Here is an 18,487-nt window from a genome sequence, read left to right as displayed (position 1 = left end):
GGTTCTCTATAAGTTAAATGAGATCCCCAAGTCACTCGTCCCTCGTTCTTGAGGATGACGAGTAACTATAAATTTGTATCCTTCGATTAGGCGGGCTAATTAGAACTCTAATGGACTCAACTTAGAGAGTTCATAAGTAATTCGTCATTCCCTAGACTGACGAAGTAAGGAGTAGGGAATCTCTCAAGGTTCTCTATAAACTGATTGAGATCCCCAAGTCACTCGTCCCTCGTTCTTGGGGATGACGATATTATTTTATTCGTTCACTTCGCACTCTTGAGGATGATGGAGTTGAGAGCGTACAAAAGAAAAGGGGTTGATGTTCTCACATCAACCCCTTTTAACATTATGATTTATAGCAACTATTCACGTTCGTGAAGTGCTTTAAAGTCACGTTGTTCTTCACCAGTATACAGCTGACGAGGACGACCGATACGGTTCGTCGGATCGCTGTGCATTTCGTTCCAGTGAGCAATCCAACCGATGGTACGAGACATCGCGAAGATTACAGTAAACATAGATACTGGAATACCGATTGCTTTCAGAATGATACCTGAGTAGAAATCTACGTTCGGGTATAGCTTCTTAGAAACAAAGTACTCATCAGAAAGAGCGATACGCTCAAGTTCCATAGCTACGTCTAGTAGTGGATCTTGGATGTTTAGCTCTTTAAGCACTTCGTGACACGCTTCGCGCATTACTGTTGCACGTGGGTCGTAGTTCTTGTAAACACGGTGACCGAAGCCCATCAAACGGAATGGGTCATCTTTGTCTTTTGCTTTCGCAACGTATTCTTCAATGTTATCTACGCTACCGATCTCTTCAAGCATGCGCAGACAAGCTTCGTTTGCACCGCCGTGAGCTGGGCCCCAAAGTGATGCGATACCTGCTGCGATACACGCAAACGGGTTAGCACCAGATGAACCAGCAAGACGCACTGTAGACGTAGAAGCGTTCTGTTCGTGGTCAGCATGTAGAGTAAAGATTTTATCCATTGCACGAGCAACGATAGGGTTCACTTCATACTCTTCACATGGGTTTGCAAACATCATGTGTAAGAAGTTTTCTGCGTAGCCTAGGTCGTTACGTGGGTAGATAAACGGCTGACCGATTGAATATTTGTAACACATTGCAGCCAGTGTTGGCATTTTTGAAATCAGGCGGTATGCCGCAATTTCACGGTGTGTATCGTTGTTGACATCAAGTGAGTCGTGGTAGAACGCCGCTAGAGCGCCTACAACACCACACATTACAGCCATAGGGTGAGCGTCACGACGGAAGCCGTGGAAGAAACTAGCGATTTGCTCATGCACCATAGTGTGACGTGTCACGGTAGTCTTGAACTTTTCGTACTCAGTTCGAGATGGGGCTTCACCGTAAAGAAGTATGTAACATACTTCTAAGTAATCAGCGTTATTGGCAAGTTGGTCAATTGGATAACCACGATGTAAAAGAATGCCTTTTCCACCGTCAATAAAAGTGATTTGAGACTCACAGGATGCAGTGGCAAGAAAACCAGGGTCAAAAGTGAAAAAACCATTAGAACCTAGTGTACGAACATCGATCACTGGAGTACCAAGTACACCTTCTGTAATCGGCAGCTCGATTGGCGCTTGACCTTCAATGTGAAGGGTAGCTTTCTTATCCGCCATAACAATCTCCTTTGTTTATTATTTAATCCGTCCAGGATGTTTATGTGCCATTTTTTTACTGGTCTTACGTGGGAAAGTCAATTTTTCTGAAGCTTTGTGTGCACTTGTTAGTGTTTTTTACATTAAATTCGTTAAAAATCTGGTCTGTGTAGCATTATTTGTTACATCAATTGTATTAGAATGTTGCCAGCCGTATAGTGGCGCTGAAAAGTTTGGTTAAAACCTTATAAATGCAAGGCTAAGAAGAAATGTGAGGTGTCTTTCTTAATCGAGCAGTTAACAATTATTTTACAATTATCTAAGGCTCAACTTCAGTTATTTGTTAAGTTAATGTTAAATTTTGAAGGTTTGCAATCAAATTTTGTCCATAACAATATCATAAGGTTATTTAATGACCATAATGCTCAATGGAGCTGAGTGAGCAAGCCCGTGAAAGAAAGAAAGACAAGACCTGTTAATTTAGATTTACAGACCATCCACTTTCCAATCACAGCAATAGCTTCCATCCTACACCGTGTGTCTGGGGTGATAACTTTTGTCGCGATTGGAATTTTGCTTTGGTTACTATCCATTTCCCTCTCATCCCCAATAGGCTTTGCCGAAGCTAGCGACATTGTCGATGGTTTCTTCGTGAAGTTTATTCTGTGGGGCATTTTAACCGCTTTGGCTTACCACATTGCTGGTGGTATTCGTCACCTTCTTATGGACCTTGGTCACTTTGAAGAGCTGGAATCTGGCGCTAAGAGCGCTAAGGTTGCATTCGCAGCAACAGCGGTATTGTCTCTACTAGCGGGGATCTTAGTATGGTAAACAACGTTTCTACTTTTGGTCGTAATGGTGTCCACGATTATCTATTGATTCGTGCTACTGCCATCATTATGACGCTTTACACTATCTACCTAGTCAGCTTCTGTGCTTTCTCTGGTGATATCTCTTACGCATCTTGGACGCAATTCTTTGGTGGAACCTTCACTAAAGTCTTCACCATGTTAGCGCTTACTTCTGTTTTGGTTCACGCGTGGATCGGCCTATGGCAAGTACTAACTGACTACATCAAATGCGCAAAACTGCGTGTTGGTCTTCAAGTCGGTGTTGTTGCAGTTCTTCTTGGATATTTCTTCTCTGGTCTGTTTATTTTGTGGGGTGCGTAAGTGACTATTCCTGTTCGTGAGTTTGATGCCGTAGTGATCGGCGCTGGTGGTGCAGGTATGCGTGCCGCACTGCAAATTTCTGAGCAAGGCCTTTCTTGTGCATTGCTTTCTAAAGTTTTCCCTACTCGTTCTCATACGGTTTCAGCGCAAGGCGGCATCACTGTTGCTCTTGGTAACGCGCATGAAGACCATTGGGAACAACACATGTATGACACAGTAAAAGGTTCTGATTACATCGGTGACCAAGACGCTATCGAATACATGTGTAAAAACGGTCCTGAGTCGGTAATCGAACTTGAAAAAATGGGCCTACCTTTCTCTCGTTTTGAGAACGGTACTATTTACCAGCGTCCTTTCGGTGGTCAATCTAAAAACTTTGGTGGTGAGCAAGCGGCTCGTACCGCAGCTGCAGCCGACCGTACTGGTCACGCTCTGCTTCACACGCTTTACCAACAAAACATTAAACACAAAACGACCGTTTTCTCTGAGTGGTATGCACTGGATCTTGTTAAGAACGAAGATGGTGCAATCTTAGGTACTACTGCGCTTTGTATGGAAACGGGTGAGGTTTGCTACTTCAAAGCGAAGGCAACGATCCTTGCTACTGGTGGTGCTGGTCGTATTTACGCATCAACAACCAATGCTCACATTAATACTGGTGACGGTGTTGGTATGGCGATTCGTGCTGGCGTTCCTATGCAAGACATCGAAATGTGGCAGTTCCACCCAACGGGTATCGCTGGTGCAGGTGTATTGGTAACGGAAGGTTGTCGTGGTGAAGGTGGTTACCTTCTCAATAAAGACGGCGAACGCTTCATGGAACGTTACGCACCAAACGCGAAAGACTTAGCGGGTCGTGATGTTGTTGCTCGTTCAATGATGGTTGAAATTCGTGAAGGTCGCGGTTGCGATGGCCCTTGGGGTCCACACATCAAGCTTAAGCTTGATCACCTAGGTAAAGAGACACTTGAATCTCGTCTTCCTGGTGTATGTGAACTTTCTCGTACCTTTGCTCACGTTGATCCAGTGAAAGAGCCAATCCCAGTAATCCCGACATGTCACTACATGATGGGTGGTGTTCCAACACAAGTTTCTGGTCAAGCTATTAAGCAAACTGAAGACGGCAGCGATGTTGAAATCCAAGGTCTATTTGCTTGTGGTGAAATCGCATCAGTATCAGTACATGGTGCTAACCGTCTAGGTGGTAACTCACTGCTTGATTTAGTGGTATTTGGTCGTGCGACAGGTCTACACCTAGGTGAGACACTGAAGAAGCAAGACGAAGCGAAACCTGCAACTGAAGCCGACATTGAACGTTCACTAGAGCGTTACAACCGTTGGGAAAACAGCACAGACGGCGAAGATCCAGCGCAAATCCGTAAAGATCTTCAGCAATGTATGCAGAACAACTTCTCAGTATTCCGTGAAGGCAAAGCAATGGCTGAAGGCCTAGAAGAGCTAAAAGCGATTCGCGAGCGTCTGAAGAATGCACACCTATCTGATAAGTCTACAGAGTTCAACACTCAGCGTATTGAGTGTCTAGAGCTTGAAAACTTGATGGAAACGGCATTCGCAACGGCTGTTGCTGCAAACTTCCGTACAGAGAGCCGTGGCGCACACGCTCGATTCGATTTCCCTGACCGTGATGATGAGCAATGGCTATGCCACTCACTTTACAACCCAGAGTCAGAGAGCATGACTAAGCGTGGTGTAAACATGGAACCTATCCATCGTGAAGCGTTCCCACCAAAAGCACGTACGTACTAAGGAGATATGACCATGAAACTGAATTTCTCTTTATACCGTTACAATCCAGATGTCGACCAGAAACCTTACATGAAGGAATACACTCTAGAAGTGGATGAAGGTTCAGACATGATGCTTTTGGACGCGCTTATTCTGTTGAAAGAGCAAGATCCAACAATCTCATTCCGTCGCTCATGCCGTGAAGGTGTATGTGGCTCGGATGGTTTGAACATGAACGGTAAAAATGGCCTAGCGTGTATCACGCCATTGTCTGCGCTTTCTGGCCAAGACAAGATTGTGATTCGTCCACTGCCTGGCTTACCCGTTGTTCGTGACCTGATTGTAGACATGACTCAGTTCTACGATAACTACGAAAAAGTGAAGCCATTCTTAGTGTCTGATGGCAATGTGCCACCGGCTCGTGAAAACTTACAAAGCCCTGATGAGCGTGCTCATTTAGATGGATTGTACGAATGTATCATGTGTGCATGTTGTACAACGTCATGCCCATCGTTCTGGTGGAACCCTGACAAATTCATCGGACCAGCAGGCCTGCTTGCAGCGTACCGTTGGCTAATTGATAGCCGAGATACAGCGACAGACGAACGTTTGTCCGATCTTGATGATGCATTTAGCGTTTTTCGTTGCCATGGCATCATGAATTGTGTAAGTGTTTGTCCTAAGGGATTAAATCCGACGAAAGCTATTGGTCACATCAAGACCATGCTAGTGAATCGTTCGGTTTAAGTTATATAAAAATTGCCGCCCTAGAAGTTTTGGGGCGGCCTTTTAATAGCTCGGCATAGACCGCAGCAAACGTGAAAACTACTGGTTAAGGGAAAATATGCACAACGGCGTGATGAAGGCATGGCTCGAGTCTTCACACTTGGCTGGCGCCAATGCAACGTACGTAGAAGAACTCTATGAACTGTATCTAAGTGACCCAGATTCGGTAAGTGACGAATGGAGAAGTGTTTTTGAAGAACTGCCTGTGCAAGCTTCAGAGACAGTGGAACAACCACACTCTCGTGTTCGTGAATACTTCCGTCGACTCGCTCAAGAAACAAAGCATTACAGTGTCCAAGTTAGTGATCCAGATGTCGATGCGAAACAAGTAAAGGTTCTGCAACTTATTAATGCCTATCGATTCCGAGGGCATCAAGCAGCAAATCTAGACCCCCTAGGTTTATGGAAAAGAGCGACAGTTGATGAACTGGACCCTTCTTTCCACACTCTTACCGAAGATGACCTCAATGAGACGTTTAACGTCGGCTCTTACGCCATTGGCCAAGAGACGATGGTGCTTAAAGATCTCTACAAATCTCTAAAGCAAACGTATTGTGGCTCTATTGGTGCTGAATACATGCACATGACAAATACAGAGCAAAAGCGTTGGATCCAACAACGTTTAGAGTCTGTATCTGGTCAACCCTCTTTCAACAAAGAAGAAAAGCAAGCTTTCCTAGAAGAGCTAACTGCTGCTGAAGGTCTTGAGCGCTATCTTGGTGCGAAATTCCCAGGCGCAAAACGCTTCTCGTTGGAAGGTGGTGATGCTCTTATCCCAATGACGAAAGAAATTATTCGTCATGCTGGCGGACAAGGCATGCGTGAAGTTGTTGTTGGTATGGCTCACCGTGGTCGTCTAAACATGTTGGTCAACGTGCTTGGTAAAAAGCCACAAGACCTGTTTGACGAGTTTGCGGGCAAGCACGATGACACGTGGGGTACTGGTGATGTGAAATACCACCAAGGCTTCTCTGCGGACTTCGCAACGCCAGGCGGCAACGTTCACTTAGCACTAGCTTTTAACCCATCTCACTTAGAAATCGTAAACCCGGTAGTTATCGGTTCAGTACGTGCACGTCAAGATCGCCTTGGTGATAATGATGGTAGCCGTGTACTTCCAATTACTATCCACGGTGACTCAGCTATCGCTGGTCAGGGTGTAGTACAAGAGACGTTTAACATGTCTCAAGCGCGCGGTTTCTGTGTTGGTGGTACGGTTCGTATCGTTGTAAACAACCAAGTTGGTTTTACAACGTCTAACCCTCGCGATACACGCTCTACGATGTACTGTACCGATATCGCGAAGATGGTTCAGGCTCCGATTTTCCACGTTAACTCTGATGATCCAGAAGCGGTTGCGTTCGTTGCGCGCCTTGCATTGGATTACCGCAATACGTTTAAGCGTGATGTTGTTATTGATTTGGTTTGTTACCGTCGCCACGGTCACAATGAAGCCGATGAGCCGAATGCAACACAGCCTTTGATGTACCAAAAAATCAAGAAGCACCCAACACCACGTAAGCTTTACGCTGACGTGCTAATGGAGCGCGGTGAGTTTGGTATTGATACAGCAACTCAGCTAGTTAACGAATATCGTGATGCACTTGATCACGGTGAAGTTGTGGTTAAAGAGTGGCGTCCAATGGCACTTCACTCAGTAGACTGGTCTCCTTACCTAGGTCACGACTGGAACATCGAGTGGGATAACAAGATTGATATCGAGCGCCTGAAAGAGCTTGGTACCAAACTTTGTCAATACCCAGACAGCCACAAGCTGCAAAGTCGAGTAAATAAACTGTACAACGATCGTACTGCCATGGTGAATGGTGAGAAACAAGTCGATTGGGGTATGGCTGAAACTCTGGCTTACGCAACACTTGTTGACGATGGTAAGCGTATTCGTATCTCAGGCCAAGATTCAGGTCGTGGTACGTTCTTCCACCGTCACTCAGTACTGCACAATCAATCAGATGCAAGCACGTATGTTCCTCTTGCGAACATTCATGATAAACAAGGGCCATTCCAGGTGTTTGACTCGGTGTTATCTGAAGAGGCGGTACTCGCATTTGAGTATGGTTACGCAACAGCAGAGCCAAGCGGTCTAACCCTTTGGGAAGCACAATTTGGTGACTTCGCAAACGGTGCACAAGTTGTTATCGACCAATTCATTTCATCAGGAGAGCAAAAGTGGGCACGTCTATGTGGTCTAACTATGCTGCTTCCTCACGGTTATGAAGGCCAAGGCCCAGAGCACTCTTCTGCACGTCTTGAGCGTTACCTTCAGTTATGTGCTGAACAAAACATGCAGGTTGTTGTTCCTTCAACACCGGCACAGGTTTACCACATGATTCGCCGTCAGGTTGTTCGACCAATGCGTCGTCCACTGATTGTAATGTCACCTAAGTCATTGCTTCGTCACCCTCTGTGTACTTCTTCTCTTGAAGATTTGGCAGAAGGCACGTTCCAACCAGCTATCGCAGAAATTGATGACCTGGCGCCTGAGAACGTAAAACGCGTCGTGTTCTGTTCAGGTAAGGTTTACTTTGACCTGCTTGACCAAAGACGTAAGAACGAGCAAGACGATGTCGCTATTGTACGTATTGAGCAACTTTACCCGTTCCCTTACGAGGACGTGAGAGCTGCAATCGCACAGTACACAAATGTAGTCGATTACGTTTGGTGTCAAGAAGAGCCACAAAACCAAGGTGCTTGGTACAGTAGCCAACATAATTTCCGAGCTGCTATCCCAGTAGGTGCTGATATTCAATACGCAGGTCGTCCTGCATCAGCATCACCAGCTGTTGGCTATATGTCAGTACACTTGAAACAACAAAAAGCGTTAGTTGACGACGCTTTGACCCTACTTAAGAACTAGAAGTAAAAGGAAAATACGCACATGACAATTGAAATTCTGGTTCCAGATTTACCTGAATCTGTGGCTGATGCAACAGTTGCTACTTGGCACAAAAAACCGGGCGAAGCGGTTGCACGTGATGAAGTCATTGTAGATATCGAAACAGATAAAGTAGTTCTAGAAGTACCGGCTCCTGAAGCGGGTGTTCTGGAAGCTATCATCGAAGAAGAGGGTGCTACGGTACTTTCTAAGCAGCTTCTGGCTAAAATCAAGCCGGGTGCTGTCGCTGGTGAACCAACGAAAGACACCACTGAAGATACAGAAGCATCTCCTGACAAGCGCCATAAAGCTGCGCTAACAGAAGAGAACAACGACGCACTAAGTCCAGCTGTTCGTCGCCTGCTTGCTGAGCACAACCTACAACCAGCTGACGTTAAAGGCACTGGTGTTGGTGGTCGTATTACTCGTGAAGACATCGACGCACACCTAGCAGCAGCGAAAGCGGCTCCGGCAGCAGCATCTGCACCAGCAGTTGAAGCGCCAGCAGCAGCTCGCAGCCAAAAACGCGTGCCTATGACTCGCCTACGTAAGACAGTTGCAAACCGTCTTCTAGAAGCGAAAAACAGCACAGCTATGCTGACTACTTTCAACGAAGTGAACATGAAGCCAATCATGGACCTTCGTAAGCAGTACAAAGACCAATTCGAGAAGCGTCACGATACGCGTCTTGGTTTCATGTCTTTCTACGTGAAAGCAGTAACAGAAGCACTGAAGCGTTTCCCAGAAGTTAACGCTTCTATCGATGGTACAGATATCGTTTACCACAACTACTTCGACATCAGCATGGCGGTATCTACGCCACGTGGTCTAGTGACTCCAGTACTGAAAGACTGTGACACACTAGGTTTCGCTGATATCGAAAAAGGCATCAAAGAGCTAGCAATCAAAGGCCGTGACGGCAAGCTAACTGTTGATGAACTGATGGGCGGTAACTTCACTATCACAAACGGTGGTGTATTTGGTTCTCTAATGTCTACGCCAATCATCAACCCGCCTCAAGCGGCAATTTTGGGTATGCACAAAATCCAAGACCGTCCAATGGCTGTTGATGGCAAGGTAGAGATTCTACCAATGATGTACCTAGCGCTTTCTTACGACCACCGTCTAATTGATGGCCGTGAATCAGTTGGCTTCCTAGTGACCATCAAAGAGCTTCTAGAAGATCCTGCACGTCTGCTATTAGACGTTTAGTATCGCTAAAACGTCTAGTTAACCCCGTTAGCTAGACGTAAAAAGTTTCAAAGGCTAGGCTGCTCAACGTCTGGCCTTCAATTGAACTGTAAAGCCATTAGAAAATGGACAGCAGTTGATTTGAGAAGACCCTACAGACGTAACACAGGAAACTGTGTCGTTATGGAAATAATAATCCCTTAAGGGAAAATAAACGGAATATCAAAATGAATTTGCATGAATACCAAGCCAAACAGCTGTTTGCAGAATTCGGTTTGCCTGTACCAGAAGGTTTCGCATGTGATACTGCACAAGAAGCTTTCGAAGCTGCAGGTCGTATCAGTACAGCCAAGAAAGTCGTTAAGTGTCAAGTACACGCTGGTGGTCGCGGTAAAGCGGGCGGCGTAGAGCTACATGACACCAAAGAAGGCGTTAAAGAGTTTGCACAAAAGTGGCTAGGTAAAAACCTAGTGACTTACCAAACAGACGCTAATGGTCAGCCTGTAACAAAGATCCTAGTTGAAGAAGCATCAAACATTGCTAATGAACTTTACCTAGGTGCTGTTGTTGACCGTGCAACACGTAAAATTGTATTCATGGCGTCAACTGAAGGCGGCGTGGACATTGAGAAAATCGCTGAAGAAACTCCAGAGTTGATTCACCAATCTGCGATCGATCCTCTAGTCGGCCCTCAAGCTTACCAAGGCCGTGAACTTGCGTTCAAACTTGGTCTAGTTGGCGATCAAATCAAACAGTTCGTTAAGATCTTCATGGGTCTTGGCCAAATGTTCTCTCAGTACGACCTAGCTCTATTAGAAATCAACCCGCTTGTAATTACTGGCGAAGGCAACCTGCTTTGTCTTGACGGCAAGATCAACATTGACTCAAACGCAATGTACCGTCAGCCAAAACTTCGTGAAATGCACGATCCTTCACAAGAAGACGAGCGCGAAGCACACGCAGCACAGTGGGAACTGAACTACGTAGCACTAGATGGTAACGTTGGCTGTATGGTTAACGGTGCAGGCCTTGCTATGGGTACGATGGATATCGTAAACCTACACGGCGGCAAGCCAGCAAACTTCCTTGATGTAGGCGGCGGCGCGACTAAAGAGCGTGTAGCTGAAGCATTCAAGATCATCCTTTCTGATGACAATGTTAAAGCAGTACTCGTAAACATTTTCGGTGGCATCGTTCGTTGTGACATGATCGCTGAAGGTATTATCGGTGCAGTTAAAGAAGTAGGCGTAACAGTTCCTGTAGTTGTTCGTCTAGAAGGTACAAACGCAGACCTAGGTCGCGAAGTACTTGCTAATTCTGATGTTGATATCATTGCAGCTGAATCTCTAACAGATGCTGCTCAGAAAGTTGTTGCTGCTGCGGAGGCTAAATAATGTCTGTATTAATTAACAAAGACACTAAAGTAATCTGTCAGGGTTTCACTGGCGGTCAAGGTACATTCCACTCAGACCAAGCTATCGCATACGGTACGCAAATGGTTGGTGGTGTTTCACCTGGTAAAGGTGGTCAAACTCACCTAGGCCTTCCAGTATTCAACACAGTACGTGAAGCAGTAGAAGTAACTGGCGCAACAGCAACAGTTATCTACGTACCAGCTCCTTTCTGTAAAGATGCAATCCTAGAAGCGATTGATGCAGGTATCGAACTGATCGTAACGATCACTGAAGGTATCCCTACAACAGATATGATCGACGTTAAAGTGAAGCTAGAAGAAACTGGCGTTCGCATGATCGGTCCTAACTGTCCAGGTCTTATCACTCCAGACGAGTGTAAGATTGGTATCATGCCTGGTCACATCCACAAGAAGGGTAAAGTAGGCATCGTATCTCGCAGCGGTACTCTTACGTACGAAGCAGTTAAGCAAACAACAGATGAAGGCTTTGGTCAGTCTACATGTGTTGGTATCGGTGGTGACCCTATCCCAGGTTCAAACTTCATTGATATCTTGAAACTTTTCCAAGAAGACCCAGAAACTGAAGCAATCGTAATGATTGGTGAAATCGGTGGTACTGCGGAAGAAGAAGCTGCTGAGTTCATCAAAGCAAACGTAACTAAGCCAGTTGTATCTTACATTGCTGGTGTTACTGCTCCTCCGGGTAAACGTATGGGCCACGCAGGCGCAATCATCTCTGGCGGTAAAGGTACTGCTGAAGATAAATTCGCAGCACTAGAAGCAGCAGGCGTTAAGACTGTTAAGTCTCTTGCTGACATCGGTAAAGGCCTACGTGAAATCACGGGTTGGTAATCAGCTGGTTTTTATCGATTGAGATAGAAGTTAATTGAACGATATTAAAAAGGCTTGGTCACTGACCAAGCCTTTTTTTGTATGTTTTCAATGATACGAGATACGAGATACGAAATCGTCCTGCTAAGTGCTAAGCTCGGCTTCTAACCATTTGAGATAACATAAACATCGCAGCTGCACTGATAACAACAGACGGGCCAGCAGGCGTGTCATAGAACCAAGACAAGCTTAGCCCTCCGAAGACTGCGATAGAGCCAATAACCGACGCGAGGAAGGCCATTTGCTCGGGTGTATTCGCGAATTTCCTTGCTGTAGCTGCTGGGATGATCAGTAGCGATGTCATGATTAACGCACCAACAAACTTCATGCCGACAGCAATCACGATACCGACCAATAGCATCAGAATCAGACGCATTAAATCAATGTTGATGCCATCAACCGCTGCGAGATCTTCGTTAACCGTCGTTGATAGTAGTGGTCGCCAAAAGATAGCAAGCACCAATCCAATCACAGCAGCACCCGCATAGATGAACACTAAATCCGTTGGAGATACTGCGAGCAAGTCACCAAATAGGTAGCTCATTAGGTCAACACGAACGTTATCTAAGAAACTGACAGCAACCAAACCAAGTGATAGCGCACTGTGCGCCAAAATACCGAGTAGGGTATCGGTCGCGACCAGCTTTTGTTTTTGTAAAGTCACTAGCAACACGGCCAGCATCAAACAACAAATCAGCAGCGCGAAATACAAGTTAATGTTGAACAGAAAGCCAAGTGCTAAGCCCATCAAAGAAGCGTGAGCAAGCGTGTCACCAAAGTAAGCCATCTTACGCCACACCACGAATGAACCTAGTGGGCCTGCAATTAGTGCAATACCCAAACCCGCCAAAATAGAGGGAAGAAGAAACTCAAGCATTAGTGGTGTCCGTGTTTATGGTTTGAACATTCATGCACGTCGCCTTCGACAGGCTGGCCTGCGAGATCATGATGGTGATGTTCGTGTTGGTGATGATAAAACGCTAGCGTCTCTTGGGTCGCGGTGCCAAAGAGCGCAATATACGAAGGATGGTGTTTGATGTCTGCAGGTGCGCCTGAGCAACAGATGTGGTGGTGTAAACAGATAACGTCGTCTGTTTTTGCCATCACTAAATGCAGGTCGTGTGAAACCATAAATACGGCACAACCAAAGCGGTGGCGAATGGTGTCAATCAAGTCATACAGGTCTATTTGCCCTTGAACATCAACGCCTTGAGCCGGCTCATCGAGAACCAGTAGATCTGGTCTTCTTAGCAATGAACGAGCAATGAGCACACGTTGATTTTCTCCGCCAGATAGCTGGTGCATGTTACTCTTCTGCAGATGTTCAGCACCAACGAGCTTCAATGCTTCAAGGATTTCTTGCTGACTGAACTTGCCAGTGAGCTTTAGAAAACGCTCTACGTTGAGCGGCAGGGAATCATTGAGCTTTAATTTTTGTGGTACATAGCCAATTTTCAGTTTTTTAGCTTTTGTTATTGTGCCTGAAAATTTGGTCTGTAAACCCAGTACCACTTTTACTAATGTCGACTTTCCTGCACCGTTTGGCCCAATCAGGGTGGTGATTCTGCCGCGCTCTAAATTTAGAGAGATGTTGTCTAGAACTTTTCGACCGTCAAATTCGACGCTCACAGAATCTAGTTGGATTAAGTTATCCATGAATAGAACTCATTTGCAATTCGCTAATGTTATAATGTAACATTTACCTCAAGCCTAAGCTACTTTTCTATTATCGAGGGATTATGTCACGTTCATCTTTTATACTTGCTACTTTGCTTTTAGCGCCAAGTGTCGCAAGTGCCAATACTATTCTAACAAGCTTTAAACCAATTCAAATGATTGTGACGGAATTAACGCAGGGCGTTAGTGAACCGGATGTGTTGATGAACAGCAATGCTTCGCCGCATGATTATGCGCTTAAGCCATCTGATGTCAAAAAAGTTCACAGTGCCGATATGGTTATCTGGTTTGGTCCTGACCTAGAAGCCTTTTTGACTAAGGTGATTGGTTCAAAAGAAAACGTTATCAAGATCAGTGAGATTCCAGGAATTAACTTGCGAGAGTTCGGACATGATGACCACGATTCTCATGAAGGACATAATCATGGTAGCCATGACCCGCATTTTTGGTTAGGTATCGACCAAGTTGAAGTAGCCGCAAAATATATCTCAGCAAAGTTGATTGAATCTGACCCTGATAACGCAATGGCGTATCAAGAAAACCTAGATTCTTTCCTGCTTGCTTTGAAAGAAAAGCAGCAGTCTATTCATGAGCAACTTGCGCCAGTGAAAGACAAAGGTTACTACGTATTCCACGATGCGTATGGCTACTTTGAGCAAGAGTTTGAACTGAATAACTTAGGTCACTTCACAGTGAGCCCAGAGCGTAAACCGGGTGCAAAAAGCCTGATCGCTATTAAGAAAACGCTAGTACGCGACAATGTTCAATGTGTATTCTCAGAGCCTCAATTTACTCCCGCTGTGATTGAATCAGTGACTCGCGGAAGTAACGCTAAGCAAGGTCAGCTTGATCCTATCGGTTCAACGGTTGAAGTGAAGAGTGGAAGTTATTTCGATTTTCTTCAGCAACTTACAGACAGCTACACAAGTTGCTTAAGCGGGAAGTAATTCATAACGAGTATTCTTTACTCTACTTTGCTCTCGTTAATTTATGAATCATGCCGCTTTTTGCGGCATTTTCGTGACCGCTAAGATAAAACCTCCCAACAAATAGCAAACCTCCTTTCTCCTTTTCTAATTTCCGCTAAAATAGAAAGATAATAATAAGCACAAAAAAACTCAGTTTTTGGTTAAGCAACGATAAGACGTTGTGGTGTCCAAAATTTCATGTGTTGTTGCTGTTCAGGATTAAGAGTTGTATCGAATTATCTTCAAAATGTTCATGTTAATGAGCATTTCATTTAGCGTTCTAGCGGTAAATACCTCACCCTCCGTTTTCTATCCTTTGCCCGTTCAAGCGCAAGGGAATTTTCTTGCGGCTAAAAACTTGTATTTAGGTGCTGGAGGCGGGCTCTGGGTTCATGATGTACATGGAAAAGTACTCTTTTACGACGGTCGAACTCTATTCCCTCGCAAGGGTAGCTTACTGCAATTTTCTTCGGAAAGAGTCGCGTTTCTGAACGATGAGTTTTGGACATTTTTCGATAACGAGGTGTATCGACATAACCCTGGAATTGGCAACGAATTGGCGTTTAGCCTAAGTCCCGGTGCTGAAATAACCAATATCGGTGCATCAGGCGATTATATTTGGGTTACTGACGGCAGTAATTTCTATACCTACAACACTCAATCTTTAGAATTTAACACCTACTCTCTGCTCAAATTGTACCGATACAATAACAGCAGTGACATTGCGATTAACGACGCTGAGTGGGTGCTATCAAAGTGGGTGCTAGCGACCAGTTCTGGCGTTTACCTTTCTGAGAATCAAGAGTTTACCCATGTCACCGCATCCGACAAAAATCATATTGAGACGGTTTATTTTTCGAATGCTCGACGTGAGTTAGTGATCGGTACTTTAAATGGTGCTGTGATTGTTGATCTCGCGAACCCAGATAAAGAGACCATAGTTAAAGGGTCGCATGTTCTCTCGCTGGCCGAAACTTCGGACCAGTATTGGATTGGTACAGAGCACGGCCTTATTAGCTACAACTTTATTACGGGACAAATTACTCGATTCGAACAAGCTGCTAATCAAGACTTCTCGTTACCGGGTGAGAAAATATATTCGTTGATAAACGATCATGCTGGTGGCATGTGGATTGCGACAAACAACGGTATCCGATATTTCTCACTATTCAGTAAGACCTTCTCGAGAACCCCCCTAACTGGAATGGGCATGCATTCGAGTAGTGTGGTGATCAATAAAGTACTGCCTGTCAGTGAACAGTTATCTTGGGTCGCGTCCTCAATGGGGCTCTACTTGGTTGATTCTGAAAGTGAAGAGAACCCAATTCGTGTTTACTCTAACCCTGTTAATGATTTTGAGATCTTTGGCTCTTCCATTTGGTTGGCGACCGAACAAGGCATCATCAGTCTAAATACGGAAACGCTACAACCCGAAGCCCTTGATTTACCAAGGCCGATTAAGGGAGTGCACGTTGAAAACTTTGCACTTCAAGCTGATAACGTTCTTTGGATGACCTCGGGGCAAAACCTCTATTCGTTATCTATCGAAACCATGAAACTGACGAGTTATGGCACTGACTGGTTAGTCGACAAGTTCTTGCCTGCGAAGATCACCGCTCTCAATGTAGGCTTGCTAGGTCGCATCTATATAGGAACAGACCATGGTTTCTACTCGTTCATTGATAAACGAATTAGCTTTAGTCGTTCAAGCGAACGGTTTGGCAAAGTCGTCGATATTGAAAAAGCGAAGGATGGAGCGCAGTGGTTTGCTAGCAGTTATGGCGTGTATCGAATCCCGGATGACAGCTCTATTATTCAAGAAATCACTCTTGTTGAAGACAATATTAGCCCCAACTGCCTGATCAGCGATGACAATGGTGTTTGGTTAGGCTCTTCGAAAGGCATCAGTTATTACGGACTGGATGGGCAGCTGCACAAACACATCGGTTCGCCATTTGGTTTGATCACCAATGAGCTGGCGGCGGGAGCATGTGCCCTATTTTACAGTGAAGAGAGCCAACGTTCGAGGCTTGTTTTCGGCTCAAAGTATGGCGTAGTCAGCGCGTTGTCTAACGAGTTACTGGTATCAACCACACCTCATAGCCGTGCCTTGTTGAGTAAGATCAGTGTCGACCAACAAACGGTGTCACTTGGCGGGAAAACGGCTGAACTGGATGAGGTTCCTTATGGCTCATCGATGGGGTTTAAGCTAGGCATCTTACCAGCAACGTTCGCACCAGCGATGGAATATCGACTGAGCGACGATGAACCATGGAGTGAGTTTGAAGGGGGCTTGTTAACGCTCGACCATCTTCTTCCTGGGGATTACACACTTGAAGTGAAGCCGGTTAAGGACTCCCATTATCGCTTTGTGTCAACCAATCAAAGCTTCTCGATTGCGGAGCCTTGGTATCTGACCAATTGGGCTGCAGCAAGCTCTCTGATATTACTGATTGGCGTTGTGACTATCTTAGTCTTTTGGCGTTCGCGTTATGTCACTTTTGCCAACCGGCACTTAAAAGCGCAAGTTGCACTGAAGACTGATCAATTGAGGCACCAAAGCCGGATATTACTCGCAACTAACCAACAGCTTAAAAAGCAGCTATCCGTTAAGAATGCGCTTGTGTCTCATACTGCCAATGAACTCTCTTCTGAAGTGAATCATATTGCTGCGATGATCCCGAATTGGAATGACGAGAACGGGAAGTCGCCAATTCTAACCTTGAAAAATGGCTTAGCCCAATTGAGCAATACGCCTCAAGGGAAAGGGCAAGTTTGTTACGATATAATTTTAATCTTAGAAGCGGTACTCAAAGCTTGGCAGGATGATTTAGCCAAAGCCGGTATTGAACTGGATATTAAAATTGAAACAAAACAACGATATGTCTCGTTGCTGTATTTTAATCTCGATATTATCTTCAATAGCTTGGTTGCGAGTATCATCAAGAGAAACTTTAAGTCGCAGAGTATGGTGGTTATGGTTGAAGAGGTTAAGGAGCATCTTGTTGTAACCATTCGAGATCATGGGATGCCTTTCCCTAAGCTGGCATCAAGCATGGGTGACAATACCGGAAAGTCGACCGACCTTAACATCGAAAAGCTGCCGCTATTGATGAATCAGAGCGGTGGCGAGCTTAATGCCTTTGTTTCGGAGTCTCAAAATAAGGTTCAGCTTTCGTGGCCAATTGAGTACCAAGTGCTCGATAATCTGGAAGCCAGCACAATTGAACAGATTGAAACCATTAAGCTTGCCGCTTCAACGCCAGAGCAGCAAAAACTGACAGCGGAACAAGAGTGGAAGAACAGAGTGTCGCAGCTTGTGAGTGAAAACTACGCTGATGCCGAGTTCAGTACTGCAACTGCCGCTAAGTATTTGTTTATGTCTGAGAGAAGCTTACAGAGACGCTTTAAATCGGCTTACAACAAGACCTTCAAAGAGCACTTGAATGAAGTACGTCTAGAGCATGCGTGTGAGCGCTTACTTGCTGGAGAGAAGATCTCTGATGTGGCATTTGATTCAGGCTTCAATGACCCTTCTTATTTCAGTCAAAGGTTTAAGCACCACTTTGGTATGTCACCATCTAAGTTTGCTGAAAACAACGACGAGTAGCGCGCAGCGAGTACTCTGCTAGGACATAAATAAAGATACTTTAGCCTCGACAATCGTGTTGGGGCTTTTTTATGCTTCTACGAGATACGAGATACGAGATACGAGATACGAGATACGAGATACGAGATACGAGATACGAGATAAATGGGGAGTTTAAAAAGGTTGTTGGGATAAAACAAAGGGAAGAAAAAAATATCGTGGCATAGCCGGGGGGACTATACCACGGGTGCCAATGACACCTTCGCTTGCTGCCGGAGTGATATAGCAACGCCATATCACCTCTGGAATAAAATTAAAGAGAAGTAGTTTCTCTTCGATGGAGTAACTATACGTCCAGGCACTTATTTTACTTATAAAATTAACGACAGATGCCTATGATAAAACCGACAGTTTTTTAAGTGTTTGATAATTAATGATTTGTTGTTGTTTGGGAGGGGTTGTACTAGTGAGGTAGTTCTCGCTAGTTGTTGAAAGTAACGTTTTTGACGTAAACGTTTTTAACGAAATT

General features: G+C 45.0%; 13 protein-coding genes. 10 read left to right on the top strand and 3 right to left on the bottom strand.

Going from position 1 to position 18,487, the window contains the following annotated elements; all coding sequences use genetic code 11:
• Positions 1-362 precede the first annotated feature (362 nt).
• Entirely contained in the window at positions 363-1,652 is a 1,290-nt protein-coding gene (locus MSG34_RS08380) for a citrate synthase (protein WP_048617859.1), read from the bottom strand.
• Between the two features lie 417 nt (positions 1,653-2,069).
• Here MSG34_RS08380 and sdhC point away from each other — a divergent pair, with 417 nt between their 5' ends.
• The 8 genes from sdhC (at position 2,070) to sucD (ending at position 11,685) form a co-directional block, all read left to right on the top strand.
• Positions 2,070-2,462: a succinate dehydrogenase cytochrome b556 subunit gene (gene sdhC / locus MSG34_RS08375; protein ID WP_248337008.1), complete on the top strand. Its 393-nt coding sequence runs from the start codon at positions 2,070-2,072 to the stop codon at positions 2,460-2,462.
• Entirely contained in the window at positions 2,456-2,803 is a 348-nt protein-coding gene (gene sdhD / locus MSG34_RS08370) for a succinate dehydrogenase, hydrophobic membrane anchor protein (RefSeq protein WP_010436768.1), read from the top strand. The genes sdhC and sdhD overlap by 7 nt, the downstream gene beginning before the upstream one ends.
• The gene (gene sdhA / locus MSG34_RS08365; protein ID WP_048606450.1) at positions 2,804-4,570 is read left to right on the top strand and encodes a succinate dehydrogenase flavoprotein subunit; all 1,767 of its coding nucleotides are present in this window, start codon (positions 2,804-2,806) and stop codon (positions 4,568-4,570) included.
• A 12-nt stretch (positions 4,571-4,582) separates the two neighbouring features.
• On the top strand, positions 4,583-5,296 hold the full coding sequence (locus MSG34_RS08360) for a succinate dehydrogenase iron-sulfur subunit (protein WP_010436773.1): 714 nt from the start codon (positions 4,583-4,585) through the stop codon (positions 5,294-5,296).
• A 97-nt stretch (positions 5,297-5,393) separates the two neighbouring features.
• Entirely contained in the window at positions 5,394-8,210 is a 2,817-nt protein-coding gene (sucA, locus tag MSG34_RS08355; RefSeq protein ID WP_017061946.1) for a 2-oxoglutarate dehydrogenase E1 component, read from the top strand.
• A 21-nt stretch (positions 8,211-8,231) separates the two neighbouring features.
• Positions 8,232-9,440, top strand: a complete 1,209-nt coding sequence (gene odhB / locus MSG34_RS08350; RefSeq protein WP_017056410.1) for a 2-oxoglutarate dehydrogenase complex dihydrolipoyllysine-residue succinyltransferase — start codon at positions 8,232-8,234, stop codon at positions 9,438-9,440.
• A 206-nt stretch (positions 9,441-9,646) separates the two neighbouring features.
• Entirely contained in the window at positions 9,647-10,813 is a 1,167-nt protein-coding gene (gene sucC, locus MSG34_RS08345; protein ID WP_010436793.1) for an ADP-forming succinate--CoA ligase subunit beta, read from the top strand.
• Positions 10,813-11,685, top strand: a complete 873-nt coding sequence (gene sucD / locus MSG34_RS08340) for a succinate--CoA ligase subunit alpha (protein ID WP_004734209.1) — start codon at positions 10,813-10,815, stop codon at positions 11,683-11,685. Before sucC ends, sucD begins: the two co-directional genes overlap by 1 nt.
• 130 nt (positions 11,686-11,815) lie before the next feature.
• On the opposite strand, the gene znuB is transcribed toward sucD, so the two are convergent.
• Complete coding sequence (znuB, locus tag MSG34_RS08335; RefSeq protein WP_048606441.1) at positions 11,816-12,601, bottom strand: zinc ABC transporter permease subunit ZnuB; 786 nt, start codon at positions 12,599-12,601, stop codon at positions 11,816-11,818.
• The gene (gene znuC / locus MSG34_RS08330) at positions 12,601-13,380 is read right to left on the bottom strand and encodes a zinc ABC transporter ATP-binding protein ZnuC (protein WP_012604527.1); all 780 of its coding nucleotides are present in this window, start codon (positions 13,378-13,380) and stop codon (positions 12,601-12,603) included. Before znuC ends, znuB begins: the two co-directional genes overlap by 1 nt.
• 83 nt (positions 13,381-13,463) lie before the next feature.
• Between znuC and znuA the strand changes: the two genes are divergently transcribed.
• Positions 13,464-14,348: a zinc ABC transporter substrate-binding protein ZnuA gene (gene znuA / locus MSG34_RS08325; RefSeq protein WP_048617863.1), complete on the top strand. Its 885-nt coding sequence runs from the start codon at positions 13,464-13,466 to the stop codon at positions 14,346-14,348.
• 268 nt (positions 14,349-14,616) lie between these two features.
• The gene (locus MSG34_RS08320; RefSeq protein ID WP_248337249.1) at positions 14,617-17,979 is read left to right on the top strand and encodes an AraC family transcriptional regulator; all 3,363 of its coding nucleotides are present in this window, start codon (positions 14,617-14,619) and stop codon (positions 17,977-17,979) included.
• Positions 17,980-18,487 lie beyond the last annotated feature (508 nt).

Origin of the sequence: Vibrio sp. 1CM2L (assembly GCF_023161695.1) — a bacterium.
In the GTDB taxonomy this organism is placed as follows: domain Bacteria; phylum Pseudomonadota; class Gammaproteobacteria; order Enterobacterales; family Vibrionaceae; genus Vibrio; species Vibrio coralliirubri.
Note: the sequence above shows the minus strand (reverse complement) of the source record. Positions and strands in the feature narration are given on the sequence as shown.